This is a genomic window from Paenibacillus sp. P46E (genome assembly GCF_001909095.1).
Classification (GTDB): domain Bacteria; phylum Bacillota; class Bacilli; order Paenibacillales; family Paenibacillaceae; genus Paenibacillus_AQ; species Paenibacillus_AQ helianthi.
The window spans coordinates 1-23,161 of sequence record NZ_LVYZ01000064.1 but is presented as its reverse complement, the minus strand read 5'-3'; the positions used below and the strand labels follow the sequence as shown (position 1 = coordinate 23,161).

Annotated in this window: 17 protein-coding genes and 1 pseudogene; 3 read left to right on the top strand and 15 right to left on the bottom strand. The window is 50.8% G+C overall.

Translation table 11 applies throughout. The features are described 5' to 3' along the window. Positions 1–49: 49 nt before the first annotated feature. The 8 genes from A3849_RS24035 to desA form a co-directional block, all read right to left on the bottom strand. Positions 50–1,261, bottom strand: coding sequence for a VWA domain-containing protein (locus A3849_RS24035; RefSeq protein WP_074113660.1), 1,212 nt, complete (start codon positions 1,259–1,261; stop codon positions 50–52). Then, positions 1,262–3,607 (bottom strand): DUF5682 family protein, encoded by a 2,346-nt coding sequence (locus tag A3849_RS24030; protein WP_074113659.1) that lies wholly within the window; start codon positions 3,605–3,607, stop codon positions 1,262–1,264. Beyond that, on the bottom strand, positions 3,604–4,707 hold the full coding sequence (locus A3849_RS24025; RefSeq protein WP_074113658.1) for an AAA family ATPase: 1,104 nt from the start codon (positions 4,705–4,707) through the stop codon (positions 3,604–3,606). The genes A3849_RS24030 and A3849_RS24025 overlap by 4 nt, the downstream gene beginning before the upstream one ends. Before the next feature lie 32 nt (positions 4,708–4,739). After that, complete coding sequence (locus A3849_RS24020) at positions 4,740–6,593, bottom strand: HEAT repeat domain-containing protein (RefSeq protein WP_074113657.1); 1,854 nt, start codon at positions 6,591–6,593, stop codon at positions 4,740–4,742. A 51-nt stretch (positions 6,594–6,644) separates the two neighbouring features. After that, on the bottom strand, positions 6,645–8,084 hold the full coding sequence (locus A3849_RS24015; RefSeq protein ID WP_074113656.1) for an SWIM zinc finger family protein: 1,440 nt from the start codon (positions 8,082–8,084) through the stop codon (positions 6,645–6,647). Positions 8,085–8,394: 310 nt separating this feature from the next. Next, the gene (locus tag A3849_RS24010; RefSeq protein ID WP_074113655.1) at positions 8,395–8,997 is read right to left on the bottom strand and encodes a response regulator transcription factor; all 603 of its coding nucleotides are present in this window, start codon (positions 8,995–8,997) and stop codon (positions 8,395–8,397) included. Then, positions 8,994–10,139: a sensor histidine kinase gene (locus tag A3849_RS24005; RefSeq protein WP_074113693.1), complete on the bottom strand. Its 1,146-nt coding sequence runs from the start codon at positions 10,137–10,139 to the stop codon at positions 8,994–8,996. The genes A3849_RS24010 and A3849_RS24005 overlap by 4 nt, the downstream gene beginning before the upstream one ends. A gap of 140 nt (positions 10,140–10,279) precedes the next feature. After that, entirely contained in the window at positions 10,280–11,344 is a 1,065-nt protein-coding gene (gene desA, locus A3849_RS24000) for a Delta(5) desaturase DesA (RefSeq protein WP_074113654.1), read from the bottom strand. Between the two features lie 192 nt (positions 11,345–11,536). On the opposite strand from desA, the gene A3849_RS23995 reads away from it, so the two are divergent. Continuing rightward, entirely contained in the window at positions 11,537–12,340 is an 804-nt protein-coding gene (locus A3849_RS23995) for a leucine-rich repeat domain-containing protein (protein ID WP_074113653.1), read from the top strand. Positions 12,341–12,606: 266 nt separating this feature from the next. Here A3849_RS23995 and A3849_RS23990 read toward each other — a convergent pair whose 3' ends face one another. From A3849_RS23990 to A3849_RS23965, 6 genes are all read right to left on the bottom strand, one after another. After that, entirely contained in the window at positions 12,607–14,205 is a 1,599-nt protein-coding gene (locus A3849_RS23990) for a response regulator (protein ID WP_074113652.1), read from the bottom strand. A 17-nt stretch (positions 14,206–14,222) separates the two neighbouring features. Beyond that, positions 14,223–15,593, bottom strand: a complete 1,371-nt coding sequence (locus tag A3849_RS23985) for an ABC transporter substrate-binding protein (RefSeq protein ID WP_083613643.1) — start codon at positions 15,591–15,593, stop codon at positions 14,223–14,225. A 14-nt stretch (positions 15,594–15,607) separates the two neighbouring features. Beyond that, positions 15,608–17,332 (bottom strand): cache domain-containing sensor histidine kinase, encoded by a 1,725-nt coding sequence (locus A3849_RS23980; RefSeq protein WP_074113651.1) that lies wholly within the window; start codon positions 17,330–17,332, stop codon positions 15,608–15,610. Positions 17,333–17,397: 65 nt separating this feature from the next. Next, positions 17,398–18,246 carry a carbohydrate ABC transporter permease gene (locus A3849_RS23975; RefSeq protein WP_372237794.1) on the bottom strand — a complete coding sequence of 283 codons (849 nt, stop codon included), beginning with the start codon at positions 18,244–18,246 and terminating at the stop codon, positions 17,398–17,400. A gap of 11 nt (positions 18,247–18,257) precedes the next feature. Beyond that, complete coding sequence (locus A3849_RS23970; RefSeq protein ID WP_074113649.1) at positions 18,258–19,211, bottom strand: carbohydrate ABC transporter permease; 954 nt, start codon at positions 19,209–19,211, stop codon at positions 18,258–18,260. A 97-nt stretch (positions 19,212–19,308) separates the two neighbouring features. Next, positions 19,309–20,667: an extracellular solute-binding protein gene (locus A3849_RS23965; RefSeq protein ID WP_074113648.1), complete on the bottom strand. Its 1,359-nt coding sequence runs from the start codon at positions 20,665–20,667 to the stop codon at positions 19,309–19,311. A gap of 224 nt (positions 20,668–20,891) precedes the next feature. Between A3849_RS23965 and A3849_RS23960 the strand changes: the two genes are divergently transcribed. Beyond that, positions 20,892–21,104, top strand: a complete 213-nt coding sequence (locus A3849_RS23960; RefSeq protein ID WP_074113647.1) for a hypothetical protein — start codon at positions 20,892–20,894, stop codon at positions 21,102–21,104. Between the two features lie 57 nt (positions 21,105–21,161). Here A3849_RS23960 and A3849_RS33095 read toward each other — a convergent pair whose 3' ends face one another. After that, positions 21,162–21,329: a hypothetical protein gene (locus A3849_RS33095; protein ID WP_178382787.1), complete on the bottom strand. Its 168-nt coding sequence runs from the start codon at positions 21,327–21,329 to the stop codon at positions 21,162–21,164. A 123-nt stretch (positions 21,330–21,452) separates the two neighbouring features. On the opposite strand from A3849_RS33095, the pseudogene A3849_RS23955 reads away from it, so the two are divergent. After that, positions 21,453–23,007: pseudogene (locus A3849_RS23955) on the top strand (IS1182 family transposase). Positions 23,008–23,161: the final 154 nt, after the last annotated feature.

Sequence of the window (23,161 nt, the reverse complement as noted above, 5' to 3'; positions counted from 1 at the left end):
ACACAATATGTGATTGTAAAGAAGAGGCTTTTGGAAAAAATTATTGGTGTTACGAAGCTCCCAGACGTTTCGCCAGCTCGCCAAGATCCTGTCCCTTAAGCGCCCCTTCCACAAGTTGGGGCAGCAAGGCCGGAGTGCAGGCGAAGCAAGGTGTGCCATCGCGCGACAACTGTCCGGCCAGCCGCTCATCGTAAGAGGGTTTGCCTTCATCCGACAAGGCCAGCAGGGTCATTGTGCGGACCCCCGACTCGCGCAGCCCGCGCATCCGGCGTACGAGCCCAGCCTGGTTGCCGTTCTCATAGAGATCCGAGACAATAATGAACAGCGTCTTCTTGGGTTCTTCAATGAACTGCTCGCAGTACTTCACCGACTTGTGGATATCCGTTCCTCCGCCGAGCTGAATCCCGAACAGCATATCCACCGGATCATTAGCACACTGCTCAGTCAAGTCCACCACTTCAGTATCGAAAACGACTACCCGGGTGTTCAGCGCAGGAATGCTTGCAAAGATGGACCCGATGACCGAAGCCCAGATGATGGAGCTGGCCATCGAACCGCTCTGGTCAATATCCACGATAACTGTCCATTCCTTACTGCGGCGTGCCCGGTCAAAATAATAAAACCGCTCAGGAATAATAATCCGCCGCTCCTGGTCATAGTGCTTCAGATTCCGCTCAATGGTCCGCTTCCAGTCCAGCCCGCTGAGCGATGGTAGCGGAGAGTGCTGCCGCTTGTTCAGCGCCCCGGTAACGGCGCGGCGGATATCGGTCTCCAGCAGCTTGACCAGATCATCAACCAACGCCTGGACCAGCATTCTTGCAGTATCTTTCGTCTTTTCAGGAATTTTACCCTTGAGTGACAAAAGCGTGCCTACCAGCTGGATATCCGGCTTCACCGCAGCCAGCAGCTCCGGCTCGAAGAGCAGCTGCTTCCAGCCCCTGCGCTCCATGGCATCACTCTGGATGATCGATACGACATCTTCCGGGAAATAGCTGCGCACATCGCCAAGCCACTTCGAGAGATTCAGGGCGGCATGGCCCGTCCCTGCTCCTTTGCCCCTGCCGCCTGGTGCATTGCCGGAGCCGCCTCCTCCGTTCGTCTCATCATAGATGGCGGCAAGCGCTGAATCCATGATTAATTCCTCTTCAGTCAGGCTAAGCTGGCCGCCTTCACCATAGCCTGCAAGTGAGGCTTCGGCTTCCTGCCCCAAGATCAGCCGCCAACGGGTAACAGTGCTCTCCTGCTTGCTGTCGTACGTCATCTAAAAATCACCGAAGTCAAAATCATTCAAATCGTCCAGCATCTTGGCTTCATCCTCCTTCAGTTCTCCGGTAAGAATCTCTGCCGCCTGCTCTGTATCCACACCCCACAGTTCACCGAGCAGCTCGGAGATCATCGTTTTCTCTCTTGGTGAGAAGGTGCTGAATGCCCGGCGCAGAAACACCAGCGCCCGCTTGAATTCATCATCCTCGAGCGCATTGATATAATCGTTCAGCTGCTCCCATAGGCTCATCCTGGAGAGCAGTCCATACCGGTTGCGCATCGACAGGCCTTCGAACCAGCCCGCTCCGAGATCGGCCGGGATGCCGGGAGACAACCGACGTGAGACTTCCGAAGCGACTTCTTCCGCTGAGATCGCTCCACGCTCCATCAGAATGGCACAGGCGAAGCCGGATAGCCTCGGGTTGCGGTTATCCTGCTCGGACAGATGCAGCAGCTCCTGCAGCCACAGTGGTTCGTCCACCGTCTCGCTGTAATCCAGCGATATTCCGTTCAGTTCATTCATGGCCACAATCATCTGTCCGGCGGCCTCATCATTGCAGCCGCTCGCATCCAGCAGGAACAGACAGCCCCGCCGGAACAGTTCTTCCAGCAGTGGTGTAAGCGGTACGGTATCCACCTTGCGGATGTTGCCAAAGCCGATAATCGTTGCCAGCTCGCGGGCAGCAGCGGCAATGCCAACCACATCGCGGCTGTCTACAGCAAGGCTCTGAAGAACCCGGCTGGCTTCTTCCATCTGCGCTGTCAATCCGCATTCACAGGCAATCCGGATGAGCGCTGAAGCTTCAGCGATGGACCGGCAAGCCTGCAGCTTCTCGCGCAGCACATAGGCGGCAGCCACTTCAATGGTCTCCCCAAGGAGGGTCGATTCGACCACCTGTATCTCAACCTCCGGCGTCCACTGGATGATCCAGTATTCTGCCCAGGTTGCCGCATCCTGCCCGCTGGGCCTGTTCTTCGCAAAAGAAATCCCGAGCAGCCGCAGTCTATGGAACAAAATAGACCGGCTCAGGTCCAGATAGGCGGCCTCCTCGCTGGACACTCTGCGGTTCTCCCTGAGGTCCAGCGGCAGTTCGCTGGCAACGGTGGATTTATACTTCTCCAGCTTATAGCGCTTCAGCAGCCGGTTTAGATCGTCCTGGATCGGTGTCTGACTGACACCATCAGCCAGTTGCCCGATAGCTGTTCCTACATCCACCCTCGCCAGGGCATCGGCGATGACAGACAGCTCGCCGTGGCCAAGAAGCGTCTGCGCGGCATCCCGCAAATCGCGCAAGGTAGGCGCACTCCCGCTGTGCAGTGCAGCCAGCGACTCGGCCAGGCGCACCGCCTCGATCACCTCGGCTGTGGAGCGGTGTGTCCCGCTGCTGCGCAGATAGCCCGCAAGCGTGGATAAATAGAGATGTGCCAGCTCCTCCGGCCGCCCGGCGTCCATGGTCTCCCACATCATTTCAAAGTAATGAGGCGCTCCGTTCCCCGCCCCGTAGCCCGACATGGTAGAGAGCTTGTAGTACGAATACGGCATCAGCGTCAGCTTGGTGCTGCGTGAAGGCAGCCCGGCCAGTTCTTTGTCGCTCAGGGCGTCCGACAGATCGGCAAGCGCAGACGCATGGTACGCTCCGCAAATGACCACGATCTTGTCCGGTGCATGCCCCTCAGCGATTTTATCCAGGATCTGCCTCCGCATATAGGCCTCGCGCAGCGCATTATACGCGTGCTCCTTCGGCTGCTCGAGCTGCTCCCGGCCTTCCGACAGCAAGCGCATCTCGGCAGATAACGAAAGAATCGCTGCACGGTAAGCTCCGGCACTTAAATTGTGCTCGTAATTGCGCTCCCAATACATATCATAGTCATTTTCCCCGGCAAGTCTGGCAATCCGGCTGTAGACGGATTCCTGTTCCTTGACCTCTTCAGTTGACGGCTCAACCGCTTCATCCGCTTCAGGCTTCACTTCCTGTACGGAGATGCGTTCCCGTCTCATGGCATCCTGAAGGCTTAGAATGACCGAAGAAGGAAGATCAATAAACGCAGAATCTGCCCCGTGATCCCTGGCCCATTTCATGCCCTGATATTCAGGAGAATAGACCGCTAACGGCCATAAGGCCGTACGCACCGGCAATTCCTCCGTGAATGCTAATATGGCAACAGGAGGCTCCGTTGAGCGATTCGTCAAATGGCGGATTTCATCTGTCGCATCGCTTGGGCCTTCGATTAGCACCGCCGTCGGCTGAAGCTCATTCAGGTATTCCAGCAGATGCTTCGCGCCGCCCGGAGACAGGTGCCGCACTCCGAAAATATGTACCCCGGCTTCAGCAGTCGCTTTCACTCGTTCAACTCCTTACAGGCCTGGTAGAGTCCGCGCCATTCCGCTCCTTTTTTCTTCATCACATTATCCAGATATTCTTTCCAGACCAGCTTATCCTTGTCATCATCCTTGACAACCGCCCCTTGAAGCCCGGCAGCAAGATCGCGTTCCGTCAGCTCACCATCACCGAAGCTGGCTGCAAGCGCCATACTGTTCGTAAGCAGCGAGATAGCCTCAGCTGTGGAGATCACACCTGCTGGAGTCTTCACCTTCTCTTTCTTGTCCAGTGTCATGCCGCTGCGAAGTTCACGGAAGATCGTAACAACCTTGAGCAGAGCCTCATCTGCTGGAACCGAAGCCCCAAGATTATAGGATGATGCAATTTCAGCCACCCGCTTCTTCACGATTGACAGCTCGGTTTCGATATCCGTAGGTGCGGGCAGCACAATAATATTGAAGCGCCGCTTGAGCGCAGCAGACATTTCATTGACACCGCGGTCCCGGGTATTGGCAGTAGCTATAATGGAAAAACCTTTGCGTGCCCCTGCTTCCTTGCCTAGCTCCGGTACAGAAATCGTCTTCTCCGAAAGAATGGAGATCAGCGCATCCTGCACCTCTGAAGCGCACCGTGAGATCTCTTCGAACCGGGCGATCCCGCCGTCCTCCATGGCCCGCATAATCGGGCTTTTGACCAGCGCTTCAGGAGTAGGGCCGTTAGCCAGTAGCATGGCATAGTTCCATGAATAGCGCACATGCTCCTCACTGGTGCCGGCAGTGCCCTGAACCACCAGGCCCGAATTCCCGTAGATCGCCGCTGCCAGATTCTCTGACAGCCAGGATTTTGCTGTGCCCGGCTCCCCGATCAGCAGCAGTGCCCGGTCAGTAACCAATGTGGCGACCGCCATCTCGATCAGACGTGTGTTGCCGATATACTTAGGCGTAATGACTGTATTGCCAGCCTTGCCGCCTGCGATAAAGGTCAGCACCGAACGCGGGGACATCTGCCATCCAGCGGGGACAATGCCGTTATCCTCCTTGCGTAGGGCCTCAAGCTCCTCCCGGTATAAAATCTCTGCAGGCAGCCGCATATAATCCTGAAGCTGTTCTTGTTCCGTTGACATGGATATCTCTCCTTTGTATGGACCGCTCTTGATTATTCCCGGCTACGAAGCTGATGAATCACATATTCCAGCTGAGCACGGCTTTCGTAGTACCTCTGATTCGGAAGAAGGGCTTCCAGACGGCTGCTGAAGCTTGCGGGAAACCGCAGCATTTGCTGGAACTGGGCGTAATCAAATCTGTAAGGGTTATAGCTCTTTTCATTTTCCATTACAGACATCATCAGCTCAAGCAGCTCAGAATCCTGCATTCCAGAACGTTCAAGACCTGTAAATATATTAGTGAAAAAATCATGATTCCTCTGCCTTTTCTGTTGGTTGTTCTGCTCGCTCAGCTTATCCAGCAGATAGCGGCGGGATTCTTCATGACCCGGATGTGCAAAAGCGCATACCAGCTCAGGCACGTCCCTGTGAATGAACAAATCCAGCCAGCGCAGGTCCCATGCAGCCTGAATTTTTTCTGGTGAGAGCATTCCCAACTCACGGTACTGCCGCTCCCTCTGCGGGTCCCAGACCGCGTCATACAATATCTCTTCCGCAGTCATAACCTGCTCTTTGATCGTGTCCATGAGCAGTTTGTTACGCTGTGCAGAATCCTTGGTGACTACAGCTTTCAGCTTGTTAATCATCGTTCCGCCAAAATTCCTGTAGAGCTCGTCAGGTGTCATCAGCTGCTGGGCTGCCCGGAAGTAGTGCGGAAAATAACGGGAATCCAGTTTTTGCAGCTGCTGCAGCTCGTCAAAGGCTGATTCGGAAGCAGCCCTCTGCTTATACCAAGCCGCTTCATTGATGATAGTCGTGTAACCCAAGGAAGCAAACCGGGCATATTCCTGGATTACATAGCTGTAGAGCTCATCCAGCTGCGGGTTGCGTTGTCCGGAAAGAACGGTCGCAAACGGCCGGATTCTGCTCCACACTTCCTCCGTTTTCTTCTTATCCACATTCTCCTGCGGCGCTTCACGCAGCTCCTGCATATAAAGAACAGATAATCTCTCGGCAAGCGGTACGGAAGAGGAATATACCACCGCATCAGCCACCAACTCACGGTCCTTCTTCGCCGCAAAAGCTTCATACAGACGTTCTTCACCTTGCGGCGATCCGCCTGTCGCGAGCGCTTTATACGCAGCCTCGCGGATCACTTTTTTCTTATCGGTGCTCCACTCCAGCAGGGCCGGGAGGTAAGCCTCATGACTGCCAAGGCATTCGATCGCGGCCGCCCGGATATCGTCACTGCCGGTTTCAGCTGCCTGAAAGATCTCTTCAAGCACTTCTGTTCCACCCGCCTTGGCAATGGTCTTGAGCTTGCGGACTTCACTTTTACCGCCTGCGATATTCAGATTTTCAATCAGATAACCAGCGATGGCAGGACCATAGGAAGGGAGAATCTCCGTCATGCTAAATTCAGCGATCTCCGAATAGGGGTCATTTAGAGCCGCAATCGCCAGGGGAAACAGACGAAGATCCTGAAACATCCCCTCCTTAAAAGCCTCAGTCACAATCTCATACCTGCCGCTCCCGGTTGTAGTCAGCGCCTGCCGTACTACCGCAAGCTTCCGGTAAGGAAGTTTGGTATCCAGAAAGAGATTGCGGCTGCGAAGCTCGCCCGGCTTTCCTTCGGGTGCGGTGACCCCTTGGGTGTACAATACCGATTCCAGGAGCAGCGTCAGCTCTTGCAGCCGGACGGCAGCAGGCGTTCCTTGTCCGTCGCCCGGTTCCAGAAGGGACGCGATGCCTTCCCCCAGCCGCTTGAAGACTGCTGCCCTCTCACCAAGCTGCTGAAACTGCGGAAGCAGCCGTTTCAGGCGGAAATCACCGGCGGCCAGGTCACTGCCGGCTATATATAGTCTTCTGACCTCTTGATGAAGCTCTTGCAATAATGCTGTACTCATGGGCTGTCCCCCTATTGGATATATAAGAACGTATATGATATTTACAGGTAGTTAGTACAGAAGCCGGGTAATTGAACCACCTTGGATCAGGGTTAGCGGCTGGGCAATCAGGCGGCCCTGATCCAGAAGATGCTCGAACATCACCAGAATGCAGCAATCCTTCAGTGCAGTTGCAGGCAAGAACGGAAGCAGTTCAAGCGTGCCCTGAGGCAGCGAAGGAATGTCCTCCAGCACCAGCCCTGTTCCGGATTCATCCGTGATCACATACTGGCCGCCTTCCGTAATACCCACACTGGCTGCATGCAGCAGCACTACGGGTGTTTTATCGCTTAACGGGTTCTTCAATTGATTTTTGACCTTTTTGAGCGTCTCCGCATAAGAACGGCCAGCATTTGCCAGAACCTTATCAAGATCGGTATCACTTATAGCTCTCGGGGTCATTTCTTCATAACGTACTCTTACATTCATCTCTCCCGGGTAGGTGTACAGCAGCGGAATACGGGCCAGCTCAAAAAAGCTGTCTTCTTCCCGCATTAGCTTGGCAGCCTTATAAGGCCGGTAATTCACTGTCCGGTGAATCTCGCCGCCAGCCGTCTCCAGCCAGTAGCCGAGATCTACGAACTCCTGCCTAGCAGGATCATCGTAACTGTAGAACGCCAGCTGCAGAAGTTCGACATTCTCCTTCACCAGTCCATATTCCCTGAGCTCCGACAGCTGCCAGGCATGTCCCAGCCATTCATCAATCGTGGATTCATGATCAAGAGCAAGCTCAGGGTCCTCCGCTCTGGCAGTCAGATAGACCCGGCCTTTCCTGATAAAAGCATGAAGCCGCGTTAGCTGCTCCATGGCATATGTATAGCCCTCTTCCCGGTCCTCTGCCTTACCCAGCAGCAGAGCAAAATGGCGCAGCTGCGTCTGTGCTCCGGATAAATAGTAATTACCGAGCTGTTTTACATGCTCTTGTACGGTTTTAACTGTTTTGCTGTCGATCGTGGATAACCCGCCGCGGATCAGAGACAGCACCAGTTTTTCCAGCATATCGAGTCCTTCGAGCTGTGCACTGATTTTTTTCTTCAATGCTGACTTATTGACCTTCTTAGGCTTGCTCTCTATACCCTCGGCTGCCTGTTTGGCTTTGGTTTCTTCACGCTTCTCCGCCTTCTCGCGTTTGGAGGCAACATCCCCCGGCACCGTTGCCGGCGTGAAGGCCTGACCTTCCACATAGGCATAGAGAAGACCAAGTGCATGCTTGCAGGGGAACTGCCTACTGGGACAGGTACAACGGAACACCGGACTTTCCGGTGTAATAAAATCTACGGAGCACTCATAAGGGGTTTTACCGCTCCCGGCACATTGTCCAAAGAGCAGTTCCCCGTTCTCTGAAGTGTGCAGCTGTAAGAAGCTCTTCTTGCGTACCAGACCCTGGCCATTCTTGATAGCAGCGGCATTGGGTGCGAGCGAATCTACATACGATGATGTTAGTTCAGGCAAATTAGTTGTCCTCCCGACTGAATTAAATGGCAGATCAGCTGATATAACGTAAAAAATGAACACATGTACTTCATTACCCCAATCCATGGATAAGATCACATGTTTGCATTTATCTTAACAAAAATACCCTCAGGTTCCAATCCAGCACACGGCTTTACCTAAAAAACAGGAACATAGTCTTGTCAATGCAAAAATATTGACAGAAGATTATCTGAAGAAATCAGCGTCAGTTTAAACCTTGGACAGTGGGACCCGATTATAGACTTACAGCATAAAAAAAGAGACTCATCGAGTCCCATGTGATTTCCGTTTATTTAAACCAGCCTTTTTCCTTAAACCTGGTGATGGCTTCAATCCGGTTCCCTACGTCCAGCTTATCTAGAATGACCGATATATAATTGCGTACCGTTCCGGTTGTGATATAGAGCTGGCTGGCGATCTCTTTCGTATTTTTGCCATCGGCAATGAGTCCAAGCACTTCCTTCTCCCGCTGAGTCAGGGGATTGGATTCATTGCTGTAAGCCTCATCCATCAGTTCGGGCGCATAGAGCCGTTTGCCGGCCATCACACTGCGGATAGAGAGTGCTAAGTCTTCACTCGGACTGTCTTTCAACAGATAAGCATTTACACCGGCTTTGACGGCCCGTTCGAAATACCCAGCCCGGGCAAAGGTGGTCAGAATCATTATTTTACAGCCTGAATCCTTCAAGACCTCTGCAGCTTCGAGACCACTCATCGCCGGCATCTCAATATCCATGATGCAAATATTCGGCTTGTGCAGTCGTACCAGCTTGACGGCCTCCTCCCCGTTGCCTGCCCGGCCCACTACCTGCATATCTTCCTCGAGATCCAGCAGGGAAGCGAGTGCCCCCAGCAGCATGCGCTGATCCTCAGCGATAACTATTTTGATCATTGTCCCTTTACCTCCAGTTCCGGTTGCTTAAAGACGTTCGGCACCTTAATGACAAGCGTCGTTCCTTGATCTTGCAATACATCCATACTACCGTTCACAAATTCAAGCCGCTCTCTCATTCCCTGAAGTCCGTGACCCTTGTCATACAGGTTGATTCCCCGGGTTCCCGTGCCGTTGTCCTTTACCATAATCTGCAGGTCGGTCCGTGACGGTTCAATCCGCACCTGGCAGAGTGTGGCTTTGCTATGCTTTACTACATTCGTAATGGCTTCCTTAAGACACATGCTCAGCACATTCTCCGTAATCAGGGAGGTATTATTTAGCTTTGGATTGCCCTCCAGCTGGAATTCTATCTCTGCTGCCGCCAGCAGTTGACGGATACGTACCAGTTCATCCTCCAGACGGATTCCGCGCATTTGCGTTACCATCTCCCTGACTTCCTTAAGCGCACTTCTGGCGGTCTGGCGGACATCATTTATCTCTAATACAGCCTGCGCCGGATTTTTGTGAACCAATTTGCCGGCCAGATCGCTTTTGAGACCGATCAGTGACAGCTTCTGACCCAGTGTATCGTGCAGATCCCGGGCAATCCGTTGCCGCTCCTCTATGATCACCAGCTCCGAAATCCGTTTGTTGGCATCCTCCAGCTGACCCTGCAGCTTATCCTGATTGTTACGGTTGTAGGTTGTCGCGGGCAGTAGCACTACAGCGATCATACTCACCAGTACGAACGGAATCTGTGAGATGAACACAGAATTCCCAGTAATCAGCTCATAGTTGATGGCAACGATGGTGGTCAGCAGGTGAATCGAATACAGAGTGAAAAAACCGGCTCTTTTCTGAATATTCCCGATAAAAAAAGCAATGAACAAAGCAAAGTACATATATCCAAACAACAAAGTCATTGTGATCGAGACCACGATCTGCACACTGGTCCAGAAATAGACTACCCATCCCTTTGATTTGAACGAGAGGACATAACAGGTAAAAAAGACCAATATCATAACGATTCCATAGACCCACTGGTTCTGATTCACCGATGCGGAGCGGAAGATGAAATAAAACGGGAGAATATAAAATATGACCCATACATAAGGGCTAAGACCGGTACTTTTATGAAAAATATGATGCCACTTCTGCATGTCAGCCATCCTTTTTGCCAGCAAGATTGTACCCCCATTTTAGCATAAACACTTCGTTTTCCAACAATATGCGGCAAAAAAAGAGAAAGCGGAGCGTCGGCTGTGATGTTCTCCGGCTTCGTCTTTCTCTACTATATATTCTATTCGCTCTGGAATCCGGGTTTGATGACTTTCAGACCCTCCGCTGCCGACTCCGGCTGTTTCATTCTCGCCTTGATCTCCCTGAAACCGACAAAGCCTTTATTCTCTTCATCCCATAAGCGGAAATGCAGTGCCTTCAGGCTGGTTCCAATAGTAATCGTTGTAGCGTGCTGCAGAGGTGTGGATGCATTGTGTGCCAGCTCCAGATTATAGTTCGGCACCTTCGGGCTCAGATGATGAACATGGTGAAATCCGATATTGCCGGTAATCCATTGCAGCACCTTCGGCAGTTTATAATACGAACTGCCTTCCACTGCGGCTGATACATAACTCCATTCCTCTTCATGCTCAAAATAGGAATCCTCGAATTGATGCTGCACATAGAACAGCCAAATGCCGAGAAAGCCGGAAACGAATACGATCGGCAGCTGCACCATCAGAAAAGCCTGCCAACCCATCGCCCAGATGAGCGAAGCATAAAGTGCGGCAATGGAAACATTGGTCAAATAGGTGTTCATCCGTTCCTTGCGTCTTGCACCTTTGGCATTGAAACGGTATTGAATCAGGAAGACGGCGACCGGTCCGACCACGAACATGATCAGCGGATTGCGGTAAATACGGTAGTATAGGCGTTTCAACGGCTTCGCTGCGACATACTCCTCTACGGTCATAATCCAGATATCGCCGATTCCCCGTTTGTCGAGGTTGCTGCTCCCGGCATGATGGATGGAATGGCTATGCTTCCATTGGCGGTAAGGTACAAGCGTCAATACGCCCGTAATCGTCCCGATGATATCATTGGCTTTGCGGTTCTTGAAGAATGAGCCATGGCAGCAGTCATGGAAAATAATAAAAGTGCGGATCACAAACCCGGCTGCGGGGACCGCGAACACAAGCGTAAGCCAGTAGGATACGGAGAGGCTGAAATAGGCGGCCACCCATAAAAGCACAAGCGGAACGAGGGTATTGATCAATTGTCTGATACTCGCACGCTGATTTGTTTTTTCAAAGGGAGCCATACTTTTTTTCAGGCTGGAGAGCTGGGATGTCTGGTTTGTAGTCATCTAGTTCGTTTCCTCCTCGGATGTTCCAGGTAACGGATACATTCATCTATCTTCATTATAGGGTAGTATGTGTCATCCCAGAAAGGCATAAACATCAATGATACTGTATGACAAATGTCATACCTACGTTCCAATTAGTGGTATCATTGGAATAGAAATATCATTACTTTGATCAGAAATGGAGATTTAAGGATGCGAATGTATACAGACCCTAGAGACAAAGCGTATGAGCAGGTAATCGATTTGGCAATACGGAACTCGAAATGGTTTGTGCTTGGGGAGAAGATTCCGGCGGATGTAGTACATGGCCGTTACAGGGGAGTATTGGACGCGCTGAACCCTTATCTGATGAAGACAATCGTAATCCAAGATAATAATATGGATGAAGTTATTCAAATGGGAAAGTCCTATCGCAGTCGTGCCTTTTATTCTGCGGGAACCTACTATTTGTATAGATGCTGCGAAGAAAGCGGGAACCTGCTGAAGCAAATGGCAAACCGCCTGTCGGACTGGATCTATCCTAGCTTGCCGGAGGACCTGTGTTTCCTGAAAGAAGGCGGCGGAGACTATCTTTATTCGGTTGTGCATGAACATATGTATGGTATGGATGTAACGGAAGAAGAAGCCATCGGACTGATGGATCGAATTACCGGGCTTTTTTTGGAATTACAATCTCACCGGGAGCTGGATCATCTGCTAGATGACGCCATTATACATAAAACCGACTGGCTGTACATCAGTGGACATAGACTGACAGAGCTGCCTAGACGAATCCGGGAGCTGACAGAACTGCGTGATCTGGAAATTTTTGAACAGGACCTTTATCGTCTACCCGAAGAACTGTTCGAATTAAGCAAGCTGGAACGCTTGAAAATCTTGACGGCTGATTTAGAGAGTATTCCCGCGTCTATAGGTAGGCTGAAGAACCTGAGAGAGCTCTGTATCTATTGTGGAAGCTCGGACCGGCCGACTCCCGGGTATCAGGTCAAGCCGTAGGGAGAAATCAGCTTAAACTGTATCCCGCCGGAAATTGGAGAGCTGGAGCATCTGGAGCAGCTTACCATTCAATACACCACGATCCATGAGCTGCCGCCCCAGTTAGTGAAGTTGAAGTCCCTGCAAAGCTTGAACTTAGGAATGTGTCTGATCCACCGGAAACCTGATTTTCTCAATAGCATGAAGCAACTGAAATACATTAATATATCACGGGATTCGTTATGGGGAAATGATTGAATCAGGAGTGCAAACTTCCAAGACAACTTCTAATTCGCCTGCCGGGAATTCGCCTCACGGTATTCCGTCGGCGTATTGCCGGTGGCTTTTTTGAATACTTGTGTAAAGTAGCGCGGGTCCTGATAGCCGACAAGCGGCGCGACCTGATAGACCTTCACGTTGCTGTTCTGCAAAATATATTTGGCCTTCTCCATCCGGCAGTGGGTTACGAACTCCAGGAAGGTATAACCGGAGATTTGTTTGAACAGTGTGCAAAAGTGGCTGATGCTCAGATCCGCAATCTCCGCAACTTCTTCTATGCTAAGATCCTTGTGATAGTTAGCTTCAATATACCGTTTGGACTTCTCCACGATGCTCCGCCCATCCTCACGGGAAGCCGATTTATGGCTCTCCAGCATCCACTCACGGAATTCCATCTTGAGTGCAGCTATCATCGCCGACAACGTACCGAGACTATGCAGTCTGCTGAGCAAACCTTCTAATGACCAGTCGGTATGCATATTCAGGTGTTCAAATTGCCGGTACAGCACCACAATCATCTCAATGATCAGTCTCTCTGCAAGCTCCTGCGGCAATCCCTGCGCTTCAATGAACTCGGCCATTTCATCGAATAAGGATAACATCCGCTCCAGATTCACGGTACGGATACTCTCAATCAGGGCAAGCTCCAGCTCCTTCGGGTATTTCACTTCCCGGCTTCCGCCAGGTAAGGTCTCCTCATCGAGGAACACGCCTGCCTGACCCGAATAAAACCGCTGGTACAGTGCTTTGCAGGCCAAGGGGTACACAGTGCTCAATTGATTAATCCCCGTTGTAGTCCGGCTGATGCCTACCGAACATTCCAGCTTGGAATATCTTTTAATCCCGGCGGTCAGCTGCTCGCCAAGCTCTTGTCTGCCTGCACTAAGATTTCCGGGAAAGAGCAGAATCCACTCCCCGTTATAGAACGGGAACACGGACAGCACTCCATTTTCCAGCGACCATTCCTCCAGAATGTTCCTCACCGCGAACAGCCAAAGTCGCTTCTCCTCCACACTCCATTTAGCAGTCAATGAAGCATAATGATCAAGCCGGACCACCGCCATGAAATAGTCGCTTTCCAGCTCGCTATTCTCCAGCCATTTGAGATGCTGCAGGGGACGCGGATGACCGAGGGTGAATTCAGCAAACATCCGCTCACGCGCCAGCATGGACAAGGTCTGCACCGAGAGCAGCAGCTGTTCATTCTCCTTCTGGCGGTCGAGCCTCTCTCTGGCCCGTGTGAGCATCTCGGTCAATTCATCGTGATCAATCGGTTTCAGCAAATAATCAAATGCCCCCTGCCGCAGCGCCTCCCTGGCATATTCAAACTCCCCATAACCGCTGATAAAGATAAAGATCAGCTTGCCGCTGCGCGGCAGGACCTCCTTCATCAGCGCAATGCCATCAAGGACCGGCATGCGGATATCGCTGATGATGATGTTAGGTTCTGTCTCCTCAATCAAACGCAGCGCCGCTTCCCCATTCCTTGCTTCTCCCACAATCGTTAGGCCCAGTTCCTCCCAAGGGATGGCCACCTTCAAGCTTCGCAGAATGATCGGTTCGTCATCTACCAGCAGCACTTTGTAATTCACCAGTGTTGCACCCATCTCAAGACCCCCCAGGCTTATTGTATGGCCGAGCTCCGTATCAATTTCCAGTATTGCTCCGATGAGGCCTGAAGCTGCTTCAATGCCTCATCGCCCTGCAGGCCGCCATCGATCATCTCTTCTATGACACTCAGGAATGTTTTCTTGACCTCCGGTGACAGCAGATTATCATAGGGCACGAAGCTCTGCTGATTCTTCTCCATCATCTCCATGACCTGGGCGAATACCGGGCCGGTCTTATTCGGATCAATGGTAATACGCATGGACGGAATTCTTAAGCCTTCGTACACAATCCGTCTCTGTATCTCTTGGGTATAGAATCCTTTCATCAGCGCAAGTGCGGCTTCCCGTTTGGTTCCGCTCAAGCTGGAGGACAATCCGATCCCGATGGTATACCCGCCCGCGATAGAGGCTTCCTCACTGCTGTTCAGAGCCGGGAACGGAATAACCCCTACCTCGTTCTGGAAATCTGCAGGTGCTTTCTCCCCTGAGAACAGGTTAATATCCCAGTTGCCGTTCAAATACATGGCAGCCTGCCCGCTTGTGAACAGCCCGACTGCATTTTCCGGGGAGGTATCATTGGAAAGCGGGCTAAATGCCTCCTCCCCGATCCATTGGCCAAGATGCCGGAACGCCTGCTTATAATAGCTGTTCTCGAAGCTTGCTCCATCCTTACCGGTGACCAGCTTCTGGATCAGATCCGGACCGGCGAAGCGCTCCATTAAATAATGGGCAAATATCCCGGCGGGCCAGCGGTCTTCATTGCCGAGCGCAAAGGGGATGTAACCCGCCTGCTTCAATTGGAGGATTGCTGTATCCAGTTCAGCCAGTGTTTCCGGGACCTTAATGCCCAGCTTGTTGAAGATCGTCCGGTTATAATACAGCGGCTCTGCATTTCCTTCAATCGGAAGTCCGTAAATATGATTATTATTGAACGTCCAGAGGTGCAGGTCCTTGAATTGATCCTTCAAGCCATTCATCTGGGCGAAATCCGTCAAATCCATCAAACGGTTGGAACGGACATAAGGCTCGATTTCGGCTCCTCCGAATAACACAAACATATCCGGGGGGGTGCCGGTAACCATTTCACTCTTGAGCTTCTGCTCACGGTGGATGGTCTGGTCCAGTCCCTCGAAATTCACTTTGACATTGGGATGTTCCTGCTGATACTTCTCTACCACCTCTTCGAAAATAGCCAGTAATGGCCGGTCATGCTCCTTAATCCAGAAATGGCGGAAGGTAAGGGTGATTTTCTCCTGGGCATTGTCCTCAATCGGTTCCCTTCTGCCTTGCAAAATAAAGAGAACCGCTCCTGTCATCAGGCCAATATAGAGAATAATCCAGCCCCGTTTCATCAGCCATCTTTGGATAATCTGTTTTCGAGTCATTCCATCCGCTCCCGTCATGGCTGAATTCTCGGAATACGGATACAAATTGTTGACCCGAAACCAGGGGAGGAACAGACTACAATGCCGTAAGGATTGCCGAACCGGATCTTCAGGCGCTCATGCACATTTTTTAGTCCAACCCCGCTGTCGCTGTATTTTTTCGGATTCATGCGTTCCTTGTTCCACAGACTCATCAGCGTGGCAAGATCAAAGCCCGGGCCGTTGTCCTTGACTATAATAATCAGATCCTTCCCCATCTCCTCCGCAGAGATTGTAATCACTCCATGCTCCTCCATCTGTTCAATGGCATGGTACAGAGCATTCTCAACAATCGGCTGGACAATAAGCTTCTGGGTCATCAGGTATTTCAGCGAATCCGGCAGCTCCAGCGCATAAGAGAATTTGTCTTCAAAACGGAATTTCTGAATATCCAGATAGTGTCGAACATGCTCAAACTCCATTTGCAGCGGAATCAGTTCCTGATTCTGGCTGATGCTGATCCGCAGCAGCTTGCCGAGTGAGACAACCATTTTGCTGATATCCCGGTTCCCAGCCAGTACAGCCATGGAGTTGATCGATTCCAGTGAATTATAGATAAAATGCGGGTTAATCTGCGCCATCAGCGCCTGCATTTCTGCCTCCTTCTTACGGCCCTGCTCTGTCTGCACCTGCTCGATCAGTTCCACGATCTGTGCGCTCATCCGATTAAAGCCGTCAATCAGTGAATCGCTTTCATCATCGGCCCGGGGAGGTATGGTTATGGGTGTAAAAATACCCTGCTTTACCCGTTTCATGCCGTTCACTGCACTGTTGATGCTGCGCACAAGCCGGCGTACAAAATAATGGTCAAATAAAAACGCGGATATTAATGAAACCGCACCTAGTATGAGCGCAATATTGCGGATCGACACGGACTCAGAAGAAATCAGATTCATCGGTGTAATCGCTGCCAAATACCAGTCTGTATTATGTGAAGGCAGGAAAGTAATCAGTGATTTCTCCCCTTGATAATTGTCGATGTAATAGTCCTCATCCCGGGAATAGTTGTCCTGTAAAAAAGGGAAATCCGTACGTTGCCCGATATGCTCTCCGGATTTGGTAAAGACGGTATTCCCCTGCTTGTTCACCAGCAGAATATCCCCTTTTTTCAGTGTGGCGGCTTCCCAGAAAATCTGATCCAGCAAATCCGGTTTCACATACACCACCAGATAGCCGATATCCTCCAGGGAATAATAATCCTTAATTATCCTGGCCTGCACCAGCACAGGGTTACCGGATGATTCCGAGCCGTTCTCCCCAGGACCTGACCAGACGGGGCGCCCCTCCGCGCTCTCCATGGCCCCGTACCAGACCTGCTTCCGCATGTCAGCGAAGGACATTGGTGCGTTGTATTGATACAATAGACGGTCTTTGCCATACAAACTAAAGGAAGTTATCATCGGATGGTTGATCAGCAGATTGTTAATCTCCTGCTTGCGGTCATAGGTCAACACAAAATCCGGCTGCTTCAGTGACTGCTGAATCGCCGGCTGCGTTATGGCCGAATTAGTTATGGATGAAATTTCACTAAGTGCGAACTTCAGCTTGCGGTCCGTCTCCAGAAGCGAGATCCAGTAGAAATTGCTGGATTTCTTCTCCATGGCATTCGAAAAATTAACGTAAGTCACACTCCCCATCACAATGACGGGGATGAACACGAGAAGAATAATAGCGAACAATATTTTGCGGCGGAGCTTCATAGATCCTTCCCTTCCTCCTGCGGTCCTATGTCCTTATTATTCTTCACGGCAATCCTTATTTCCTGTTAGCTCTTGATTGCACCCGAAGTCAGTCCGGCAATGACCCAGCGGCTAAAGAGCAGGAACACAACCAGCAGCGGTAGCGTTGCGGTGAAAGTGGCGGACATAATCATTCCATAATCCAGACCGTCACGTGTGGTAAACAGCTGCTGGAGGGCAATCTGAATGGTATAATGCTCTTTATTCTTCAGAACGACGAGAGGCCAGAAGAAATCATTCCACACAGTCATGAAGTTCAGAATGCCAAGTGTAGCCATGGCAGGAGTAATGACCGGAATCGCAATGTTCCAAAAGATGCGGAAATGTCCTCCGCCGTCTATTCGGCCGGCTTCAATCAGCTCCGTATGTACGGCTGTAGAAATGTATTGGCGCATCCAGAAGATCCCGAACGCATTAACCATCGCCGGCACAATCAGGGCTTTGAAACTGTCGATCCAGTGCAGCTTTGCCATAATCACATAGGTTGGCAGTACACCCAGCTGCTGCGGTACAAACAGGGTAGCAATGACAAAATAGAACAGAACATTTTTGAACGGAAACTCATATTTAGCAAATGCATAGCCAGCCAGTGTGCAGAAGAACACGACCGAGATCGTCACCATCGACGAAACAAACAGAGAGTTACCCAGTGCCTGGAAGAAATCCGCTTTATCCAGTACACGCTTGAAGTTGTCGACGAACTGATCTCCGATAGTCAGCAGCGGAGGCACATGAAAGACAGCACCTTTGTCATTGGTACCCACCACAAACATCCAGTAAAACGGAAAGATGGAAACCAGCGCCCCGAGAATTAACAAAACATAGAACCAGAATTTGCCGAAAATACCCAGATCGTCCGGATTTTTTTTGAACATACGCAGTGTACTCACGCTTTTTTCCCTCCTGTATCTCCACCCATGCGGCTTGAGACCAGCATATTAAGCAAGGAGAAAATAATCGTGACGAGGAACAGCAGAACTGCCGTAGCCGCCGCCGTACCAAAGAATCCATTACGGAAGGCTTCACTATACAGATAGGTCACCATTGTAATCCCTTCCTGCCGTGTCGAGCCGGTTCCGGATTGGCCCAGGAATACATATGGCTCCGTGAAGAGCTGCAGGGCGCCAATCGTAGAGAGCAGGGTAACAAAAATAATGAACGGTCGCAGCAGCGGCAGAGTAATGAACGTAAGCTGCTGTCTTCTGCTGGCTCCGTCGATGCGGGCCGCTTCATACAGATCCATCGGAATACTCTGTAGACCCGAGAGGAAGATAATCGCGTTGTAGCCCGTCCAGCGCCACATAACCATCGAGGAGATGGCAATTTTGACGCCCCACCACCCGGAGTTGAAGGCTACACTGTCTAGGCCCAGTCCATTCAGCATCCAATTGATCATCCCGTTGTTGCCGAACAGCGTGCTGAATACCAGCGTAACGGCAACGATAGAAGTGATATTCGGCATAAAATAGAGAATGCGGAATGTTTTTTTGAACCGGGTCATCCCGGAATGCAGGAGTACCGCCAGCAGCAGCGCCAGAATAATCTGCGGTACCGTTCCCATAAGGCCCATAATGAGCGTATTGGTGAAAGAGATCCAGAAGGTGGGGTCGCTCGTCACCAGATCATAGTTTTTCATGCCGACATACTTCATGGGACCCAGTGCATCCCACTTGAAAAAGGATAAATAAATCGTGAAAAAGATCGGGTACAGTCCAAATATCGAGAACAGAATAAAGAAAGGAGAAATAAAGGTATATGCAGTAATACGGCTCCGTCTTTGTTCAGTTAAAAAAGGGCGTTTGCTCTCGGCATGTGAACTCGCGAGTACGGGCTCAGCCATGTCACACCTCCAGGGAATATAACGTTTTTAAATCCGGATTCAAGGAGGATACTGCACTCCATGAATCCGGACGGTCATAACAACTTCATTGAAAGACTTAGCCGCGTTCTGCCAGAGTCTTCGCCTGTTTCACAGCTTCATCCCACTCTTTGGCCGGATCGGCTTTCTTCTCCAGCACGTTTTTCAGGGCGTTCTTGAAGAATGTATCGGTCTGGTCATGCAGAGGACCGTAGTATACAGGTTTTACGCGGTTTGCTGATTTACCGAATTCGACTGCAGTCTGCTGGCCACCGAAGAAATCATCTTTGAAGTCCTTAAATGCAGGATCTTCATACAGTGCAGGAATGGAAGGCATCAGCCCCTTGGTCTTAAACGATTCGAGCTGATTGTCTTTATTGACCAGCCATTGGATAAAGTCATAAGCTTCCTTAGGATGCTTGCCTTCCTTTGGCAGGGTGATGAACGATCCGCCCCAGTTACCGGCGCCTTCAGGAAGCTGGGCAATTTTCCATTTGCCGGAGGAATCCGGTGCATTGCTCTTAATGTTGCCAGCCATCCATGCAGGTCCCATAACCACGGCAAAGGAACCGTCACTCATGCCTTGACCCCACTCAGGGGACCACAGCATTACATTGCTGATCCAACCTTCCTGAATACCCTTAACCGTGAAATCATAAGCTTTCTTCACCTGCGGGTTCGTGTCGCCGATGAATTTGCCATCAGCTTTGCTGAAGTAAATTTCGTCAGCGGATTGGTCGCGCAGAGCGTTGTAGGTCAGATCCGTCAGATCCACAAACGGCTTGCCAGTTTTTTCTTTGAACGCTTTAGCTACTGTAGCGAATTTATCCCAGGTATCAATAGCAGCGCCGAAGCCGTCAGGATCATCCGGTAATCCGGCATCCTTAGCCAAGTCCGTGCGGTAATATACAACGGTAGGTCCGATATCTGTTGGAAGACCCAGTTGGAAGCTGCCATCTACAGAAGAGGCTTGTTTCCATTTCCAGTCCAGATAATTGGCTTGAATATCTTTCGCGCCATAATCGTTCAGGTTGTAGAATTTATCCTGAGCTCCCAGGAAACGTTCCATGAAACCGATTTCAAGTTGGAAAATATCAGGTGCTCCCGAACCCGCGGACAATGCAGTCGTCAGGTTGTTATGGTGAGCCGTCTGGTCACCGGTGTTCTGAACCTTAATCGTAATGTTCGGATGATCCTTCGTATATTGGTTCGCCAACTCTTCATAGTTGACATTGCCAAGTGTCCAGAAGGAGAGCTCAATTTTTCCAGCAGGATCTGCAGCCTTTTCGGTTGCCGGAGCATTTGTACTTGCCGCGTTGTTACCCGCATTTTCTTTTTTAGTGTCGTTCCCGGCATTGTTGTTTCCTCCGCATCCTGCCAGTGAACCTACGAGCAGAACGGCGGCAAGTGACACTGCCAGGTGATTTGCTTTTCTCATTCCTCTGTACCCCTTTCAAAGGTTTCTCTTACAAGACTTAGTGTACAGTAGGCAATCCGATTTTTTGAGGAGGCAAACTTCCGATTTATGGTGGAAATATTTACGATAGTGGTTAACCACCTGTGTGTTCACTCTGGATTTATGTGCTGCACACAGGTATACTATTTTTATTTCCATCCTCCACCCATCCAGATCCTTATATTTTACAAAAGGAGAGTATTATCATGCCTATCAACCGCCCTTTGCTGACCGACAGCGATCTCCAGGAAGCCGTTGACCGCAAACTGCCGGTTCGGGTCTTCGAGGATGACCATCTGGTGAATTCCGGAGCGACCGTCGTCCGCTTCACGGATTCGGATGTCGTGATTCAATCCCGGGTTAGCGACTTAACCTATTATTCCCGCAGCAGATGCCAGTTCTTTGAAGTTAGACCTTAGCCGCTTTAACCCATTCACATTTGATCATGCACAAAAGAGCTGTCCCAAGCAGCCATTTCATGGCTTATGGGACAGCTCTTTTTTTGGAGTCAGATAGACGGTTTCGCTTGTGAGGACGCTACGCGAACGGACCGTTGTTCCAATCGCTGTGCTCTCCAGATTTTTTTCATTCCCCTTAGCGGTGAAAATCCGGAGACCAAGGCGACCGCTGCCGCTTTTCCACAATCGTTCCGTCCTCTCCGCTGTTTAAGCGGGAAATGTACGACAATCCTTCTAAAAATCATAAAAAAAGAAACCTTTCTTTGGTAAAATGGAAGTGCGACCAACCATTTCAAAGGAAAGGTTTCTTTGTACATTCAATATACCATGGACCAACTTTGCTTGCCAATGGATCTGGAAGAAGACATTCCGGAACATCACCTCGTTCGTGTCGTTAACGCAGCCGTCAATCGGCTGGACGACACCCTCTTTGACGCTGCCTATCCCGGTGGCGGCCGTGACAGCTACCATCCTAAAATGCTCACCACAGTTATGATCTACGCTTACACTCAGCGAATATATTCATCTCGTCAAATCGCCAAAGCGGTACGGGAGAACATTCCCTTCATGTGGCTGGCCGGACGGCAGCGACCAGACTTCCGTACCCTTAATCGCTTCCGTTCCCTGCGAATGAAAGATGTCCTCGAAACGGTATTTACCGCCGTGCTTCAGTTTTTGGCTGACGAAAAATACGTTTCTCTGGAGCAGTACTTTGTGGACGGAACCAAAATTGAGGCTAACGCCAATCGCTATACCTTCGTGTGGGGCAAAGCCGTTAGTAAGCATAAGGCCAAGCTGCAAGAAAAGGTACATGCATTGTTTGAGGGCATTGAGGCTACAGAGAAACAAGAAGAACAGGAGCACCGCGGCCAGGACCTGAGCGAACTTGGCGAGTCCGCCGAGATGAGTAGTGAGAAACTCGAACAAATGACTCAGGCGCTAGAGTCGCAACTGCTGGAGAAGCCCAAAAACAAACCACTGAAAAAAGCGGTTCGGAGCCTCCGTAAGGATCTGTTGCCGAGACTGCTGAAATATGAGCAATACCAAACCCTGCTTGGGGACCGAAACAGCTTTAGTCAGACAGACCCGGATGCAACCTTCATGCGGATGAAGGAAGACCCCATGCGTAATGGTCAACTCAAACCTGGCTACAATGTACAAATCGGAACGGAAAACCAGTTATTCTGGCCTACAGCCTCCATCCAAGACCGACCGACACCCGCGGCTTCCAGCCGCACATGGAAAAAGCGCGGCAGATCTTCGGGAGACTACCGCAAACAGTAATTGCGGACGCAGGTTATGGGAGTGAAGAAAACTACGCCTATCTGGAAAAGAAAAAGATTCAGGCGGTAGTGAAATACGGCAGCTACCATAAAGAAAAGAGCAAAGCGTGGAAAGAAAACATCGGAAAGATTGAGAACTGGACGTACACCGAAACGGAGGATACATGGACATGTCCAGCCGGACAAACGCTGCATTTTCGCAAAGAAAGCAAGGAAATCCTAGAGAGTGGATATGAAATTCGGAAACGTCATTACCGAAGTCACTCCTGTGAGGGCTGCCCCCTGAAGAATGTACGAAGGCAGCAGGAAATCGGGAAGTGGTGGTTAGTCTGGAACGGCTGCGGTACCAGAAGCAAGCTCGGGAAACCCAGCGAAGCGAGGAAGGCTATGCGTTGTCCGTACGCCGAATGACAGAACCAGAAAGTGTATTTGGACAACTGAAGAACAACCGGGGCTTGCGGCGGTTTCTGCTTCGCGGCATGGAGAAAGTGACGCTTGAGGTCGGTTGGCTTTCCCTTGCTCACCATCTGCTGAAGCAAGCCACTAATGACCAAAAACGCAGAGCAGCGATCCTCCAATAACGGGAGAATCGCTGCTCTGCTCACTTAATGTGGTTTTAAGAATGAAGAGAACCGTCTTCCGCCATAGAAAACCTACTTTTGGGACAGCCCCGTTCCCTGTTAAACTAAGATATGCATATTGTCGTTAACGATAGTTGCGTGTAGTCGGAGGATT